This is a genomic window from Bacillus cereus group sp. BfR-BA-01383, assembly GCF_022663495.1.
GTDB classification, from domain to species: Bacteria; Bacillota; Bacilli; order Bacillales; family Bacillaceae_G; genus Bacillus_A; species Bacillus_A cereus_AU.
The window spans coordinates 35,622-52,632 of the sequence record NZ_JAKUFP010000022.1; the positions used below are offsets into that span (position 1 = coordinate 35,622).

Genomic DNA, 17,011 nt, shown 5'->3' on the forward strand with positions numbered 1-17,011 from the left:
TAAGATATTATTCATTATATCCTGATGTGGTCGTTCATACCAATTGTTTGTACTAAAACGCAAACTGCTTGAAATTAAGATTTTATTGCATTAGCCGAAAATGTTAACTTAACTGTTCTAATACAAAAGTAGTAGTTTTTTTAATTAAAGTTTCAATCTCCAGATGGATTTTTTCTGTTAGTTTTTGAAATACAATACTAATAAATATAATGAATTTGGAGGTTTATTACAATGATTACACACATTTCAGAAATTAAACTACAAACTGTTTCTATAGAAGGAGTAAAACAAGTATACGGAGATATATTATCTTTTCCAATAAAAAAAGAAACAGCATCATTTATTCAATTTGAAGTAACACCATACACAACAATTAGTTTTCAGGAAGCATATGAACCAATTGCACCTGCGCATTTCGCATTTGAGATTCCATACTCAAAATTTCATGAAACGGCAAGATGGCTTGAAGGTTCTGGATTACTCATTGTGAAGTGGAAAGATGGAAATACAATTGGTGAGGAGAACGGCCTATTCAATTTATACTTTAAAGACGGTGATGGAAATCTTCTCGAAATTATCGCACATAGTTATGTTAAAGAAGATGTATTAGTACCGCATTCACCGTTAAATATTTTATACGTAAGGGAAATCGGTCTTCCCGTTAAAAGTGTACCTGTATTTACGGAATGGTTGAAATCAAATCTTAATATGAAAACGATGGAAGATGGGGACATTTTCAACTTTGTTATAGGTGGCACTGCATACATCGTTGCGACTTGGTGGCAGCGACCTTGGATTCCAATTGCGATGAAAGCTTTACCACCGAAAGTACACGTTTCTTTCGGAACACCAGATCAAGCATTTTTACAACGAATGCAAAACAAATTTAAGAAAAATAGTATTCCATTTGAATGTAAAAGTAATGCAGTATCGTTTATTCAACAGGGATATTCATTTACTGTCTTGCATACACCAAAGTTTCATTCCGGTATTTCTAAACAATTAAACTTACCACTTTCTATTTAGGATAGAAGGTGGTAAGTTTTTTGTATCTTCGTGAAGAAGGTTTTCGTTATGATTACAATGAATTTAAATGAAGAGATAAAGCGTTATTTGAATTTGTTTTAAGGAGGGAAATGAAGTGAATCTAAGTAATCCGATTGCAAAAGGGAATACAGCAGAAATTTATCTATATGATGATAAGGTTGTGAAATTATTTAAAGAATACCTCCCAGATACAGAGGCTATAAACGAAGCAAAAAAACAAAAATATGCTTTTTCATGCGGACTACCAGTTCCAAGCGTATTTGAGGTGAAAAAGGTACAAGATAGACAGGCAATTATTATGGAATATGTAAAAGGAGAAAGTGTTGGTAATCTTCTGCTTAATAATCTAAATGAGGCAGAGTATTACATCGGCCTTTGTGTTAATGAACAAAAAAAGATTCATGCTATACGAGTGAATACGGATGAAATGGAATCAATGAGGGAAAGGTTAGAGCGTCAAATTAAATCTGTACATAATTTGGATGAGAAACAAAAGGAAAATATATTGAAAAAGTTAGATTCAATCAAGTTTGAACCCAGATTATGTCATGGAGACTTTCACCCATATAATCTAATGTTGAGTAATGATAATGTGAAAATAATAGATTGGGTAGATGCTAGTTTAGGTGATATTCGTGCAGATGTGTTTCGTACCTATCTATTGTATGCTCAGGCTTCAGTAGAATTAGCTGAAATGTATTTACATATATATTGCAGAAATACTGATTTATCAAGAAATGAAATTTTTCAATGGGCTCCTATTATTATTGCAGCTAGGTTTTCTGAGAAAGTCTCTCCGGAAAACGAAATATATTTGAACAAATTATTGAACCTATATTTGTGATTAAAAATCAAATGTTGCCTAGTATGTAATTAACTAATAAATGATGTTGTTCAACTAAAGTTTCCTTGTAGTTAAACAACATCCATTTTAAATATTGATACAGGGATACTCATTTTCAAGTTTTATTCTATAAAGATTCATTATCCGTACTTGTTCCTCAGTTAATTCTTCTTTATCCCAATACATATGCATTAAACTATATTCAAATATCTCCTTTAATTTTATAAACAAGGGAAGTTTGTCTATCATTTCTTTAGGTAGTTCATTTTCTTCTTGATACCCATCAAGTATTGCTTTTGTAATTGAATTCTCATAGTCAACAATATTCCCATTTCCAGTAAATGAGTATTCTATCGCACTATAAATAGGAACTGCTAAATCGAATATGTAAAAATGTTTTTCACAGTCTTGAAAATCAATCATTGTTAAGTTTGAATCATTATCAACTAAAATGTTTTCTAGCCATAAATCCCCATGGATCAGGCCGTAGTTCGTAGATGTTTTTGGTAGATTTTTTATGGAAGATAAAGTATCAGATGCAATTTCTCTAATAATAGTCTCTTCTTTAGGGATATACTTAAGAAAATTATATTCTTCATTTTCATACCAGTCGCAAATATGTTTTAGCGGTTCAATACTTTCAAATTTTTTAGATATACGATGCAATTTACCAATTTGTTGACCAAGCTTTTTAAACACATTAGCATTCCATTCACTTCTTGGTAAATGTATACCAGGAGCAGCTTTATATAATACAGCGAAAAGTTCCTTGTCTAATGTTAATTTCTCTACTAAATTCTCCATTAAAGAAGGTATTACTGGAGGGACTCCTAAGCCCTTTTGGTGTAAAAAATTCGTATATGTAACTTCTTCTAACTGCTCTTCATACGTTTTATAGTTTGTAATTCTAATGAAGTATGTACCTTCTTCCGCGAGACATTGATACATTTCGTTCGTTATGGATTTAATGTTAATAAAATTTAATGGATATTGTTCATTTATTAAGTGGAGTATCTCTTTTTCTAACTCGTTCATTGTAACTTCCTTTCTAAGCATAAATTTTCAATTAGAAAACTAATCATCTCTTAATTTACAAAATTCGTGTTTTGATTTTCGAAATCCTTTAAAATTGATATAGTAGAGCTTCCAAAAATGTTTTTGGAATGAACCCAAGAGAATTTCAACTTAACAAAATGCCTATTCAATCATTTGTTAAACTCAATATAAATAAAGAAGGGGAGTTTAAAATGAATATTTCTAGAAAAGTAGAGGTTGAGCAGTTACGAAATGCGAAGAGTTATCTGTTTGATAAAGATGTACTTAACATATTAAACGGTCAAATGATGTATGAAGAATTTAAAAACAAAAAGCTAATGGGTGAGTCTGATTATGCACCATTTAACGAAGCGATGTGTGTAAACCTGGTTACTACACAAGTTTTTGATGCGGAGTTTATTAAAACAAGAGCAACAGGGCATAATAGTTCGGTTGAGGATTATATAAAAAAGGTTATAGATCCATTAAATAATCTTTTTAAGAATAACTATGAATGTATTGTTTTATGGTTTGGTGAGGATATGTTTTGCCAAATGAATCTATTGACGATCCTTTCTTATCTTGAGGAGTCAGGCTATAAGGGGAGAATTGTTTTAAATAGTTTTAGAGAGGATGAATTTAAAGTTAGTCAAACTGAAATTAAGTTAGGTAACTATCACTCTGTATATAAAGAAGTGTTGGTGAATCATGAAAAACCATCTGTTGAATTACTTCCAGTAATGTATCAGGCTGTAGACTTATATTTAGAAATGCTAAAAGAAGATAATGTTGTAATGAAATTTATCTCTAAGAATAAAGATTTATCAACGCAAGAATTATTAATAAAGTTGTTTCATCTTTTTCCAACAATCGGATATGGAGATTTTCAGTACATAGAACTGATTAATAAAATAAAGAAGAAAGCTACACCTAAAATATAGGTGCAGCTTTCTTCTTATATTTGTTCAAGTAATTCTAATTCTTTTTCTACAAATGTCATTAGTTCTTTAATTGTTTCACCTGAAAAATCAAAGTGAATGCCAGCTGTTTCATATACTTCTTTTATTGATTTTGAGCTGCCTAGCGATAGAGCTTTTTTATATTTCTCTAGAGCTTGTTTAGGATTTTCTTTATATTGTTTATACATTTGTAGCGCACCAAGTTGTGCAATTGCATATTCAATATAATAAAATGGCACTTCAAAAATATGGAGTACAGGTAACCAACTCGTTGCTATCCAGTTTTCGTAACCATCAATATGTATGACGCTAGACTGATAAGTTTTTTGAAGTTGTAAGTATTTTTCATTTCTTTCTCCAGAAGTATGATTCGAATTTTCATAAAGCCAGTGTTGAAATTGATCTACGATAAGCATAACAGGTAAATATGAAATAATATCTTTAAAGAAGTTGATTTTCGCTTGTTTTAAATCTTTTTTGTTTGTATAGAAATTCTCCCAGTAGTCAATTGAGAATAATTCCATTGTCATACTAGCTAGTTCAGCTGTTTCGGCGGGAATTTCTATAAACTGTCGCAACTCTATTGGTTTTATGAGTTCGTTATGAATGCTATGACCCATTTCATGTATGAAAGTGATAACATCATCTTGTGTATAGTTAAGGTTCATAAAAATAAATGATAATTGAGAAGAAGGTAAGTACTCACAAAAACCACCAGCGGCCTTGCCTTTCCGGCTTATTAAATCTAGGCATTCATGTTTATGCATTCGGTTTAAAAGTGCTGAAAATTCAACATCTAGTTTATTGAAGATTTGAGTGCTTTTTTCAATTAAATCATTTTCATTTGTAATAGGTTTAAGTACTTTTTGATCAGGAGCTACAGCTGTTACATCCCATGGACGAAGCGTATCCACTTGTAGTTTCTCTTTTTTCTCTTGTAATATTTTATCTTTAAGTGGCACAACGTACTTACGAATCGATTCAGCTAGTTCATAGCAATCTTCTGCTGTATAGTCAAAGCGTTCGTATTTCTTAAACATATAATCACGATAATTATTTAACTGAACATTTAAAGCCTTTTGATGTCGGATTTTTGTTAAATCATTTAATATTTGTTGTAACTGTTTTTCAACAGATATATACTGTTCAGAAATGAGGGTTTTTGCCCGTTTACGAATATCGCGATTTGGATCTTGTAAATATGATTGTAATTCCGTAATTGTTTTTTCTTCGCCGTCCCAAATTCCACTTAATCCTCCTGTAATTTCAAAGTACTCTGTTACTAAATTGTCTTCTTTAATTTCTAACTCGATGTTTTCCTCACAAAATAGCGTTTGAGCATTTTTTATTTTAGCATCTAATAAACCATATACTTTAGAATCTAATTCCATTCGAAAAGGTGACTGTAAGTATTTATTATTAAATAAATGTTGATAACGTTTTAAAAGAGGTCGTATAAACTGCTGATCATGTTCAAAAGTATCTTTTATTTCTTTGTTATTTGTATTACATTGAAAGGCAATATAGTGTGATCTTAATTGTTCTTCGATTTTCCAAATTAATTTAGATTGCTCTTTTAACCAATTTTCAAGGTCTTGTTTTGAAGAAATCACTTCATTTAATAAAGTCGAAAGAGCTTTTTCTAATTCTAGTACATTACTAATATCAATCGTATTTAAGCGCTGCATTATATATCCCTCACTTTTTATTTATTCATGAAGATATTCTATTCATGAATTATAATTCCTTTGTTAAGTGGAGAAATTGTGAAGTAATATATAATTGAATAAAAAATCTAAATAGAAATTCGAAAAAGTATGTTCATAAATATAAGCTGTAACAATACAAAATTGCTGAAGAAGGTGTGAGATGTATAAGTATTTACATGTTTTAAACAACATAGAAAATATGATTCAAAATGGAGAGATAAAAGAAGGGAAGAAACTACCGTCTATTCGGACACTCGTTACGCAATATGAATGTAATAAGGCGACAGTTATACGTGCATTTCATGAATTAGAAAAGCGTCATATTATTTATTCCGTCCCTCAAAGTGGGTACTACGTTGTTAAGAAGTCTGGGAGCACCATAGAAAATAACGAGATAATTGACTTTGCTTCTTCAGCACCAGATCCAGATGTTTTTCCGTACTTAGATTTTCAACATTGTATTAATAAGGCCATTGATACATATAAAAATGATTTATTTGTATATGGAAAGCCGAAAGGTTTACCATCTTTAATTACGGTTATTCAAAAACAGCTGGCAAACTATCAAGTCTTTACAAAAGAAGAAAATATTTTTATAACGTCAGGTGTGCAGCAGGCGCTTGCTATATTAACTTCTATACCATTTCCGAATGAAAATGAAGCGATATTAATTGAACAGCCAACTTATCATCTATATATTGAATATCTAGAAATAAATAAAATTCCTGTAATCGGTATTAACCGAACAAATGAAGGCATTGATTTGAATGAAGTGGAACGCATATTTCGAACTGGAAAAATAAAGTTCTTTTATACGATACCGAGATATCATCATCCGCTTGGAACTTCTTATTCTAAAGATGAGAAAGAAAAAATTGTCCAATTAGCTAAGCAATACAATGTATTTATAGTGGAAGACGACTATTTAGCAGACTTAGAAAATGATTCAAAGGTAGATCCGTTATATAGCTTTGATAATTATAATCATGTAATATATTTGAAAAGTTACTCAAAGATTATTTTTCCAGGTTTACGAGTCGGTGTGGCAGTTATTCCACCGGCTATTGCAAATGCTTTTCATAAATATAAAAAAATTTTAGATATTGATAGTCCAATGATATCTCAAGCTGCTTTAGAAATTTATATAAAGAGTGGCATGTTTGAACGTCATAAAAGTAAAATTAATTCTTCCTACTACAATAGATCAATAAAACTAGCAGAAACATTAGAAAAAGTGCATAATGAAAACCCGCTTTTATTTACGTTTAAAAAGCAAAAAACATTGGGAATACACACTTGTCTAGAAATACAGAAAAACATAGTTACAGAAACATTTATAAAAAAATTAGGCGAAAATCAAATAAGTATCGATTCAATTGATAGAAATTATTTAAATGATTTTCATAAAGAAAAGTTGTTAAAGTTAAACGTATCCAATGTAAAAGAAGATAAGATTGAAGAAGGTATTCGCAAAGTAATTGAGGAAATCAAACAATCGGGACAGTTAAATTTTCAATTCAAAAAAGAATAATATGTATAAGGAGGTTTGTTGTGAGACGCAAAATAATTCTCTTGTTTGTATGTATTGCTATAGTAATTGGAGCAATGGTTGTGACTAAATATTATAAAAAAGATGATCAATGCATAGCAATTGCTAAGTATTCAAGAGGTATTATCGTAGATCAAAATAACGAACCTATATTTAATGTGAAAATTTATGAAGATTCTATTGAAAATAAGGAACGTAGTATTTCAAATGCACAAGGTGAATTTGAAATACCGCATGGTGTTTGTGGTGAAATTGCATTACAATTAGTTACTCCAGATGGCGAAACTTATACGAGAAAATATGATAGTAAGCATATACCAAAAGTGATAAAGTTAAATTATAAAAAGTAAGTAGAATTATATGAAACCATTATAAGGAAAATGTGTTAAATCAAAATTAACATTTTTTAGAGCACTCAATAGCTGAGTGCTCTTTTTGTTTACGACATAAGTATGATAAATGGAAATAAACTGCCAATAAATGGTATCCTTAAAGTGTAGCTTTTATTATGAATAGGAGGAGGATGGAGTCTATGGCGGTACGTATAGTCGATGATTTACAGCAATTATCGTTGTTACTTATGTTTTTGAGTACATTCATACTTTACAGGTACTTAAAGAAGGTTAAACGAGATAGAAAATTGACTGGTTTTGAATGGACAATGTATTTTCTCACTCAATTTGCGACATTAATTTGGGCAATTACTTATTTTATTAAACACTTAGCTGAATCGTAAATCCAATAGCAATGAGATTAATGCAATTACAGTTGAAGAGGCTGAATGTTTCTTCAGTAAATTTTTATTTTAGTTTACTGAATTAATTGATTTATTCACTGGACTTTTTTCGCTCTTTATATCGTAATGAAAAATGAGTGAATGTTAATAGTTATTAAAATCTGCGGATCCTTGAATCTCAATATGGGTGAATAGTGGCGAAAAATTAAATTGAAAATTATGAAAATTAATATTGCGCTCGTTTTTCACCTCTGATATATTATATTTAAGTAAAAATTCACTAAATTATTACTTTTATTTACTAAAAATAGAAAAAGAGGTAATCATATTGGTAACATTAAATGAAATTGCCAAAAAGGCACAGATATCAAAAACGACTGTATCAAGAGTGTTAAATGAGGATCAAACTTTATCCGTTACAGAAGAGACTCGGAAAAAAATCCTTCAAGCTGCAGAAGAGTTAGATTACATACCTAAAAAGCAACGAAATATAGAAAAAAAAATTACCAATCCTAAGCAGTACGGAAAAATTGGGCTTTTGATGTATCTTTCTCAGGAATCGGAATTTGATGATCCATATTTTTTGGCCATTCGTAATGGAATTGAAAAGAGGATGATTGAATTGGGAATTGAACTATCGAAAGTGTTGAGACCTCCTTTCAATAAAAAGGATCTAGAAGGATTGGATGGATTAATAGTAGTAGGAGTCATAGGTCAAGAAGAGGTGGAAAATCAAGTAAAGCAAGTACAACATTTAGTGTTTGTCGATGTATCTCCTGACGAACAACTATATGATTCAGTGGTGATAGATTCTGAAAAAGCTACTGAAAAGGTTATTCAATACCTATTGGATTTAGGACACAAAAAAATAGGCTATATTGGTGGTCAATCATATACCATTGGTGGATTATCTGGAAAATTAGAGATTCATGATGTACGAAAAAGAACATATGAAAAAATGCTAACGGAACTGGGATTATATAACCCAGAATATACTTATATTGGAAAATGGACAACGAAAGATGGCTTAACGCTAATGGAGGAAGCGATCCATTCAGGGAATCTCCCTACCGCCTTTTTCATTGGAAGTGACCCTATGGCCATTGGTGCTTTGAAAGCTTTAACGGATTCAGGATTAAAAGTTCCTGATGATATCGCAATCTTTGGATTTGATGGGATTGAATTATGCGAATTTGTTACTCCTCCATTATCCACTGTAAAAGTTCATACCGAGGAGATGGGGAAAGTAGCAGTAAATCTTCTAGTTGAACGCATTGATGGGAGAACACTGCCATTAAAAGTGGTGGTTCCGACTAGTTTGATTATTAGAAAAAGTTGTGGAGGTGAGGGAATTTAAAAAATTTTTAAGAAGGAATGAAAGCGCATTCTTAAAGTTAGGTCTAAAAATTGTTTTACAAAAGACAAAATTGATCTTCAAAAAATGATAGGGGGATTTATGTTGAAAAAAAGAATATCGTTATTATTAATTTTAGCTATTTCTTTTGCAATGCTGCTTTCTGCCTGCGGGAACAGTGAGAAATCTTCTAGTCAAGGTAAAAGTGGGGAGAAAGTATTACGCTTTGCTACATGGGATACTGGAGAGAGTCTCAAATACCAACAAGATATTGCGAAAAAGTTTGAAAAGGCGAATCCAGGAGTGAAAGTGCAAGTTGAAGCATATGCTGACGGGTTTGAGGATAAGCTTGCTGCTTCTTTCGGAGCAAAAAATCCCCCTGATGTCATGTATATGTGGAACTATCCAGATTACTATAAATCTCTGGAGCCACTTGATGACTACGTAAATAAAGACAGTAGTTTTAAAACTACTTTTGATGATTTTTATACGAATATTCTAAACTATCACAAATTTAAAAATACTACCTATGGATTTCCAATTGGTTTTACCACTCGCGTCATTTACTACAATAAAAAACTTTTCCAAGAAGCAGGGGTACCTCTTCCGACTTCTGGTTGGACTTGGGAGCAGTTCAGTGATGCAGCGAAAAAGTTATCCAATCCTGAAAAGAAACAATATGGGTTTGTTCTCTCTTCCAAAAAAAATTCATATGCATTCCAAGAATATGTATGGAGTAATGGGAGTAGTTTCATTAGTCCTGATGGCAAAAAGGTAGATGGATATATGAATAGTTCAAAAACACAAGAAATCCTTAATGGCTTTCAACAAATGATTGATGAAAATAGTGCTATTGTGTCTGATAAAGTCACTGAAAGTTTCAAATCAGGGAAAATCGCTATGATCGAGAACGGCATTTGGCCTTTAGAAGATTTTAAAAAGGCTGGCATGGATTTTGGAACTGCAGAAATTCCATCCTTTCATGGACAACCTTCAAAGGGTGTTATCCATTCTGCAGGAATTGCAATGGCCAAAGACTCTAAAGAGAAAGACCTAGCTTGGAAATTTATCAAATACTTTGTATCAGCAGAAGCAGCAGAAATGAGAAAGACTGATATGCCAGTACTTAAGAGTGTGGTTTCCGAACAAAGTCATAAAAATGATCAGTTATTAAGTACATTCTATACTATGCTTGAAAGATCATCAGATACTCCAGGCTTTTTACTTACAAACAAATGGACAGAAGTTGACAAAAAACTAGATTATGCAATTAGCAGTGTATTATTAGGGCAAAATTCAGCAGATAAAGCCTTGAATGAAGCGGTTAAATTAACAGAGCCTGCATTGAAAAAATAGTTTAAGAGAAAGAAGGGGATCATTTCATGATTATAAAAACTGAAAATAAAATAACTCAAACGGTTCCCGAACGACCCATATCCATTCTATCAAAGATTAGATGGGGAGACCTTACTCCCTATCTATTCATTTCTCCTTGGATCATTGGTTTCATCTGTTTTACGTTCGGACCCTTGATTTTTTCTCTTATCATAAGCTTTTTTGATTGGCCTACTGTTGGAACCCCAACGTTTATTGGTTTCAAAAATTATGTTGATATGTTTACAAATGATCCAGTGTTTTGGCAATCTTTAGGAGTTACCTTTAAGTTTGCTGCTATTTTAGTACCGTTAAACATCGGTATTGCTCTCTTGCTAGCTATATTATTAAATCAAAAAGTAAAATGGCTTTCAGGCTATAGAACGATATTCTATCTTCCTACGGTTGTTTCGGGAGTAGCCCTTTCAATGATTTGGTCATGGATGTACGACGGAGAATACGGTTTATTAAACTATCTACTATCATTAATAGGCATTAATGGACCAAACTGGCTAAATGATCCAACCTGGTCACTTTTTGCCATCGTGTTTGCAGGTATTTGGGGGCAAGGGACTATGATGCTGATATTCTTAGCCGGTTTAAAAAATATACCGAAAGACCTATATGAAGCTGCAGATATAGATGGTGCAAGTAAATGGCACAAGTTCAGTAAAATAACACTTCCGATGCTGAGTCCAACCATTCTGTTTAATGTCATTACTGCTATCATTTCAGCATTTCAACAGTTAACACTCGCGCTTGTTCTAACAGGTGGAGGACCTTTAAGAAAGACGTATTTCTATGCGATGTATGTTTATGAAAATGCTTTCAAGTATTTTAAAATGGGTTATGCATCCGCAAATGCTTGGTTTATGTTCTTAATTATTTTGGCTCTGACATTACTGGTTTTCAAGTCATCTAATACTTGGGTTTACTATGAAAATGAAATGAAAAAGAAACAAAAATAGGAAAGGAGGAATATGATGATTACGAGAAGTATAACAACGAAGATTATTGTACATACAATACTGATTATTTTTTGTTTATTTTTTATCGCACCATTTCTTTGGATGTTCATTACAGCTGTAAAAACCCCTGCTGAGACATTTGTATTTCCTCCGAAACTAATTCCGTCTCAGTTTGAATTTAGTAATTTTTATACAGCCTGGACAGTTTTACCTTTTACAACATTTCTGAAAAATTCTTTGATTGTTACAGGATTAGGAATCATCGGACAACTATTATCATCTTCTTTAGTAGCTTATGGATTTGCCAGATTCAACTTTAAAGGAAGGGACGTTCTTTTTCTAATTTTACTAGCAGGAATGATGATTCCCTGGGATGTAACTGCAATTCCCTTATATATGGAATTTAATCAGTTGGGCTGGATTAATACTCTAAAACCACTGATTGTTCCTACCTTTTTCGGATCACCCTATTTCATTTTTTTACTTCGCCAATTTTTATTAGGAGTTCCTAAAGAAATGGAAGAAGCAGCGCTCATAGACGGGGCGAACCATTTTCAAATTTTTTATCGGATATTCATTCCGTTAATGGCTCCAGTATTGGTGGTTGTCGGTGTGTTTCAAATGTTAGGCTCATGGAATGATTATTTAGGACCATTAATTTTTCTGAACGATCAAAGTAAATACACTTTAACGTTGGGACTCATGCAATTCAAAGGGATGTTTGGAGTTGATATGACTTCTATCATGGCTTCGACTCTATTAATTTGTATTCCTCCCATTATAGTATTTTTTGTAGCACAGCGCTTTATCCTGGATGGTGTTCAAAATACAGGTATCAAATAATGTTTATTTCCTACCTGATCAAGGAAGACAGAAAGGAGGAAGTGGGCCGTGATCGCAAGGATTTATCATTTATTAGAATGGGTCATGAAATTGTTATTCCTTAATTTATTGTGGATTGGATTTACATTGATTGGTTTTGGAGTGTTTGGATTATTCCCATCGACTGTTGCTATGTTCCAATTAATAATGGATTTGATTAACAAAAAGGATACAAAAATGGTAGCAACTTTTTGGAATTCCTATCAATCTAATTTTAAAAAATCGAACAAAATGGGTTTTTTCATCGTTTTAATAGGTTCGATACTTATGACGGATCTTTATTTTTTTCAAATGTATGACACCTTGGTAAGTAGGGTTCTTTCCCTAATGAGTTTGTCAATGCTTTTATTTTATGTAGTGAATTTACTCTATATTATTCAGACATTTAATCATTTTGAAGTAAAAACATTTCATTATTTTAAATATGCCACATTTATAGGCATAGCAAATCCGATAAAAACGATCATGATCATCATCACTCTCATTTTGATGTCACTTCTTTTTTTAATATATCCAGGTCTATTTTTCATGTTTGGTGGTAGTGGTATTGCACTAGTCATCGTATTGTTTACAAAAAATATTTTTGCTCGCTTAAAAGGTGTAGCTTCATAATTCAATATTCTAAAAAAGAAAAAGAGGAGGAGAGGCTATGATCACACATAAGGTAAACATTGAGGCCATTCATGAAGAGAGTGTCAAAGTCAAAATTGACCAAAGAGAAGAAAATGGAGTTTTATTTGTTCATATCCATATAGGATCAGAACAACCAATTCAATTCCCAAAAGTTAATTTAGTTTGGCATCACCCAATTGTTGATATTCAATCATATTGGCATCCAGGATCCTCCCGTAGTAAAAGTTTCGGTGTGGATTGGGATGGAGGTTTTTCTTCTAAAGCAACAGTATTAGCCCCGGTTGGCTGTTTCTATAATCAAGAAGGACAAAACAGGCTGGCTGTAGCATATTCCAATGCGATGGATACTGTTAATTTTAATTTGGGCGTCCACGAAGAAACTGGAACGATGAAAGCGCAAATCACATTATTTACAGAGCCATCCAAAGTTCAATCATCCTATGATGGAGTGATTCGAGTCGATATGAGGGATATTCCTTATTATCAAGCAATCCAAGATATTTCCGTGTGGTATGAGGAAATGGATGGATATGGGCCATCCTTTGTTCCAGAAACTGCGAAGCTTCCTATGTATTCGACATGGTATAGCTTCCATCAGGACATATCTGATGATGAAATCGAGAAACAATGTGAGATTGCGAAACAGTTAGGTTGTGGGGCTGTTATCGTTGACGATGGCTGGCAGACAGAAGATGATCATCGTGGTTATGCTTATTGTGGAGATTGGGAAGTGTCTCCTAAAAGAATCGTGGGCATGAGGGAACATGTTGAGAGAGTACATGATTTGGGGATGAAATATTTATTGTGGTATAGTGTACCATTTGTAGGAATCTATTCAAAGACATGGGAGCGATTCCGAAGTAAAATTTTATATTTCAGTGATAATCTCCAGGCAGGAGTTTTGGATCCACGTTACCCAGAAGTCAGGGAATATTTGATATCTACTTACGAAAAAGCTCTGAAAGAGTGGGATCTAGACGGATTTAAATTTGATTTTATTGATTTATTTGATTTAAATCGAGCGAAGGGACAAGCAATTCAATTTGATCCAGAACGGGATTATGAATCCGTACAGGAAGCGGTGGATTGTCTATTTACTGATATTATGGAAAGTTTAAAATTAATTAAGCCATCCATTATGATTGAATTCAGACAAAGATATATCGGACCTTATATGAGGAAATATGGAAATATTTTCAGGGTAGGAGATTGCCCGAATGATGCAATTACAAACCGTGTTGGTATTATGGATCTACGCTTGCTATCAGGAGACACTGCTGTTCATTCCGATATGATTATGTGGAGTCCAGAAGATACGACTGAAAATGCGGCACTGCAATTAATCAATGTTATTTTTGGTGTACCACAATTTTCCATGCGTTTTGAAAGATTAAATAAAGATCATTTTGAAATGGCAAAGTTTTGGCTAGGGTTTTCGAAAAAATACCAAGACGTATTATTGAATGGTGATTTAAAGCCTACTGCACCAGAATTACTTTACCCGATAGTAGAAACTGTGAATGATTCAACCAAACTAATCGCCATTTACGCAGATGTTTGTATTAAGACTGGTACCAATATTCCCGAGGAATTTATTATTGTAAATGGCACTTTAAACGAGGAGTTCATCCTAGATTTAGAAAAAGATCTTGTCAATATAACAATTGAGACATACAGCTGTACTGGAAAATTAATCCGAAAACATAAAACCGATCTATCCAAAGGGTTACATAAGATGGAGACAGAGAAATCTGGAGTTCTAATTTTTAGAAAGTCCTAAATCGGATTATGGCTTCATATTAATGAATGCTGGTATTCAACTAGAACAAACTGTTTTTAGGAACACTGCAATGAGACGATTTTTTTCACGGATTTTTATTCTAAAAAGTCGTTCCTAGTTGCGATAAATAATAAATTAAAATGGTTCATAAGGAGGATGAAAATGTCGAAAATTACATTTATAGGTGCGGGTAGCACGGTATTTGCGAAAAATATTCTTGGTGATTGTATGCTTGTTCCAGCGTTAGAGGGATTTGAATTCGCACTATATGACATTGATGTGCAAAGGTTAAAAGATTCCGAGAATATGTTGACCAACTTGAAAGAAAACTTGAATAAAAATATTCAAATTAAAGCCTATTTAGATCGAAAGGAAGCGCTTAAGGACGCAAAATACGTCATTAATGCTATTCAAGTGGGTGGTTATAAGCCAAGTACAGTGATTGATTTTGAAATTCCTAAGAAATATGGTTTACAGCAGACGATTGCTGACACGGTAGGGATAGGCGGTATCTTTCGTAATCTCCGAACCATTCCTGTGCTGCTAGATTTTGCAAAAGACATGGAAGAGGTTTGTCCTAATGCCCTCTTTCTAAATTACACCAATCCTATGGCGGTATTAACAGGCGTGATGAATCGTTTTACAGCAATTAAAACAGTGGGCCTATGTCACAGCGTTCAAAGTTGTACAAGCGAACTATTCAAATCATTGGGCATGGATTCTGAAGGTGTTCAAGAAAAGATTGCAGGAATTAACCATATGGCATGGCTATTGGAAGTAACAAGAAATGGTGAGAATCTCTATCCAGAAATTAAAAGAAGGGCAAGAGAAAAGCAAAAAACAAAACATCATGACATGGTGAGATTTGAATTGATGGATAAGTTTGGATATTATGTGACCGAATCATCTGAGCATAACGCCGAGTATCATCCGTACTTTATCAAATCTAGATATCCGGAGTTAATCGAAAAATACAATATTCCCCTTGATGAATATCCGCGCCGCTGTGAACAGCAAATCAAGAGGTGGGAAACCATGCGGGAGGAATTAGTCAATAATAAGGCATTAGACCATGTACGCTCAAAAGAATATGGTTCAGGTATCATTGAAGCCATTGAAACGAATATCCCATTTAAATTTAATGGAAATATACTAAATACCGGAAGATTGATTAGCAACTTACCTGAAAAAGCCTGTGTGGAAGTTACGTGTATAGCGGATCGAAGTGGCATAACTCCAACGTATGTTGGAGATCTCCCTGAGCAGCTTGCTGCATTAAACCGTACTAATATTAATACGCAGCTGCTAACCATTGAAGCTGCCATTACATGTAATCGAGAATATATTTACCAGGCGGCGATGCTAGATCCTCACACGGCCGCAGAATTGTCATTGGATGATATTGTTTCCCTTTGTGATGATTTAATAGAGACACATGGAGAGTGGCTTCCAGAATTTAAGAAAAAAGAGGAGATTGCCTTCAACTTGTAGGATTTTATTTTAATCAAGTAAAACAACGTACAAAGCTATATCAATCATAAATGATTTTTCCTGCTATCAGCAGTTACGATCTCGAAACTACTAAAAGTAGTTTCTATTTGGGGGAATCACTAAGTCTTATGCATTTATGCCGCGAAAGTCCCTTGACGATGAGGGTGTAGAGGCTCGTGGTCAAGGGAACCGTGGAATAAAAAGCGTAGGACAGATTCTAGCATAGGACAAAAAGAAAATTAAAATTAGAGATTCTGTAACTCAATTCGATCTAATTCTTTTTGTCTATTTCTTTTAAAACGTTCTCTGCCTGAATTCCATATACTTAAAAGCCCGCATAAACCGGCTATTATCATTAGCCATGTAGAGAAATAATCACCATTAGCTATTAGTTTATTAAAAAAGAAGCTAATAAAACCTATGTATGCTACAGGAAGAATTCCACCTAAATAAGGGGTTTTTCGAGATGATAAAAAGCTTTGAGTAACTATAATAATAACAACTATTATTCCAACTACAGGACTCATAATTAAACATTCCTTTCTTTTTTATATTTTTCTATGATGATTTTAGCGACGTCTAGACTAATTCGTTCATCAATAACAAAGCCCTTAATCATATTTACAAACAATTACTTGTCACATATATCA

Annotated in this window: 16 protein-coding genes and 1 pseudogene; 13 read left to right on the forward strand and 4 right to left on the reverse strand. The window is 32.9% G+C overall.

Annotated features, from left to right (window positions below; all coding sequences use genetic code 11):
- Positions 1-231: 231 nt before the first annotated feature.
- Both MR065_RS18685 and MR065_RS18690 read left to right on the forward strand, forming a co-directional pair.
- The gene (locus tag MR065_RS18685; RefSeq protein ID WP_242214683.1) at positions 232-1,026 is read left to right on the forward strand and encodes a VOC family protein; all 795 of its coding nucleotides are present in this window, start codon (positions 232-234) and stop codon (positions 1,024-1,026) included.
- A gap of 115 nt (positions 1,027-1,141) precedes the next feature.
- Positions 1,142-1,891, forward strand: coding sequence for an aminoglycoside phosphotransferase family protein (locus MR065_RS18690; protein ID WP_242214684.1), 750 nt, complete (start codon positions 1,142-1,144; stop codon positions 1,889-1,891).
- An 87-nt stretch (positions 1,892-1,978) separates the two neighbouring features.
- On the opposite strand, the gene MR065_RS18695 is transcribed toward MR065_RS18690, so the two are convergent.
- On the reverse strand, positions 1,979-2,947 hold the full coding sequence (locus MR065_RS18695; RefSeq protein WP_242214685.1) for a phosphotransferase enzyme family protein: 969 nt from the start codon (positions 2,945-2,947) through the stop codon (positions 1,979-1,981).
- A 107-nt stretch (positions 2,948-3,054) separates the two neighbouring features.
- Here MR065_RS18695 and MR065_RS18700 point away from each other — a divergent pair, with 107 nt between their 5' ends.
- Positions 3,055-3,867, forward strand: a complete 813-nt coding sequence (locus MR065_RS18700) for an AraC family transcriptional regulator (protein ID WP_242214686.1) — start codon at positions 3,055-3,057, stop codon at positions 3,865-3,867.
- Between the two features lie 14 nt (positions 3,868-3,881).
- Here the strand turns inward: MR065_RS18700 and MR065_RS18705 are convergent, their stop codons facing one another.
- Positions 3,882-5,573 (reverse strand): M3 family oligoendopeptidase, encoded by a 1,692-nt coding sequence (locus MR065_RS18705; RefSeq protein ID WP_242214687.1) that lies wholly within the window; start codon positions 5,571-5,573, stop codon positions 3,882-3,884.
- 181 nt (positions 5,574-5,754) lie between these two features.
- Between MR065_RS18705 and MR065_RS18710 the strand changes: the two genes are divergently transcribed.
- The 10 genes from MR065_RS18710 to melA all read left to right on the forward strand — a co-directional run bounded on the left by MR065_RS18710 (position 5,755) and on the right by melA (position 16,361).
- The gene (locus MR065_RS18710; protein ID WP_242214688.1) at positions 5,755-7,125 is read left to right on the forward strand and encodes an aminotransferase-like domain-containing protein; all 1,371 of its coding nucleotides are present in this window, start codon (positions 5,755-5,757) and stop codon (positions 7,123-7,125) included.
- 20 nt (positions 7,126-7,145) lie between these two features.
- Complete coding sequence (locus tag MR065_RS18715; protein ID WP_242214689.1) at positions 7,146-7,493, forward strand: carboxypeptidase regulatory-like domain-containing protein; 348 nt, start codon at positions 7,146-7,148, stop codon at positions 7,491-7,493.
- Between the two features lie 182 nt (positions 7,494-7,675).
- Positions 7,676-7,879: a hypothetical protein gene (locus MR065_RS18720; RefSeq protein ID WP_242214690.1), complete on the forward strand. Its 204-nt coding sequence runs from the start codon at positions 7,676-7,678 to the stop codon at positions 7,877-7,879.
- Between the two features lie 328 nt (positions 7,880-8,207).
- Positions 8,208-9,236, forward strand: a complete 1,029-nt coding sequence (locus MR065_RS18725; protein WP_098991145.1) for a LacI family DNA-binding transcriptional regulator — start codon at positions 8,208-8,210, stop codon at positions 9,234-9,236.
- A 102-nt stretch (positions 9,237-9,338) separates the two neighbouring features.
- A complete protein-coding gene (locus MR065_RS18730; protein ID WP_242214691.1) occupies positions 9,339-10,589 on the forward strand; it encodes an ABC transporter substrate-binding protein in 1,251 nt (416 codons plus the stop codon).
- A gap of 26 nt (positions 10,590-10,615) precedes the next feature.
- Entirely contained in the window at positions 10,616-11,575 is a 960-nt protein-coding gene (locus MR065_RS18735; RefSeq protein ID WP_002201080.1) for a carbohydrate ABC transporter permease, read from the forward strand.
- 15 nt (positions 11,576-11,590) lie between these two features.
- Positions 11,591-12,418: a carbohydrate ABC transporter permease gene (locus tag MR065_RS18740; protein ID WP_242214692.1), complete on the forward strand. Its 828-nt coding sequence runs from the start codon at positions 11,591-11,593 to the stop codon at positions 12,416-12,418.
- Between the two features lie 48 nt (positions 12,419-12,466).
- Positions 12,467-13,069 (forward strand): YesL family protein, encoded by a 603-nt coding sequence (locus MR065_RS18745; protein ID WP_242214693.1) that lies wholly within the window; start codon positions 12,467-12,469, stop codon positions 13,067-13,069.
- Between the two features lie 37 nt (positions 13,070-13,106).
- A complete protein-coding gene (locus tag MR065_RS18750) occupies positions 13,107-14,870 on the forward strand; it encodes a glycoside hydrolase family 36 protein (protein ID WP_242214694.1) in 1,764 nt (587 codons plus the stop codon).
- Positions 14,871-15,032: 162 nt separating this feature from the next.
- The gene (melA, locus tag MR065_RS18755) at positions 15,033-16,361 is read left to right on the forward strand and encodes an alpha-glucosidase/alpha-galactosidase (protein ID WP_242214695.1); all 1,329 of its coding nucleotides are present in this window, start codon (positions 15,033-15,035) and stop codon (positions 16,359-16,361) included.
- Between the two features lie 245 nt (positions 16,362-16,606).
- On the opposite strand, the gene MR065_RS18760 is transcribed toward melA, so the two are convergent.
- Positions 16,607-16,888, reverse strand: a complete 282-nt coding sequence (locus tag MR065_RS18760; protein WP_242214696.1) for a hypothetical protein — start codon at positions 16,886-16,888, stop codon at positions 16,607-16,609.
- A 2-nt stretch (positions 16,889-16,890) separates the two neighbouring features.
- Positions 16,891-16,989, reverse strand: a pseudogene (locus tag MR065_RS27785) (SHOCT-like domain-containing protein); the annotation flags it as partial.
- Positions 16,990-17,011: the final 22 nt, after the last annotated feature.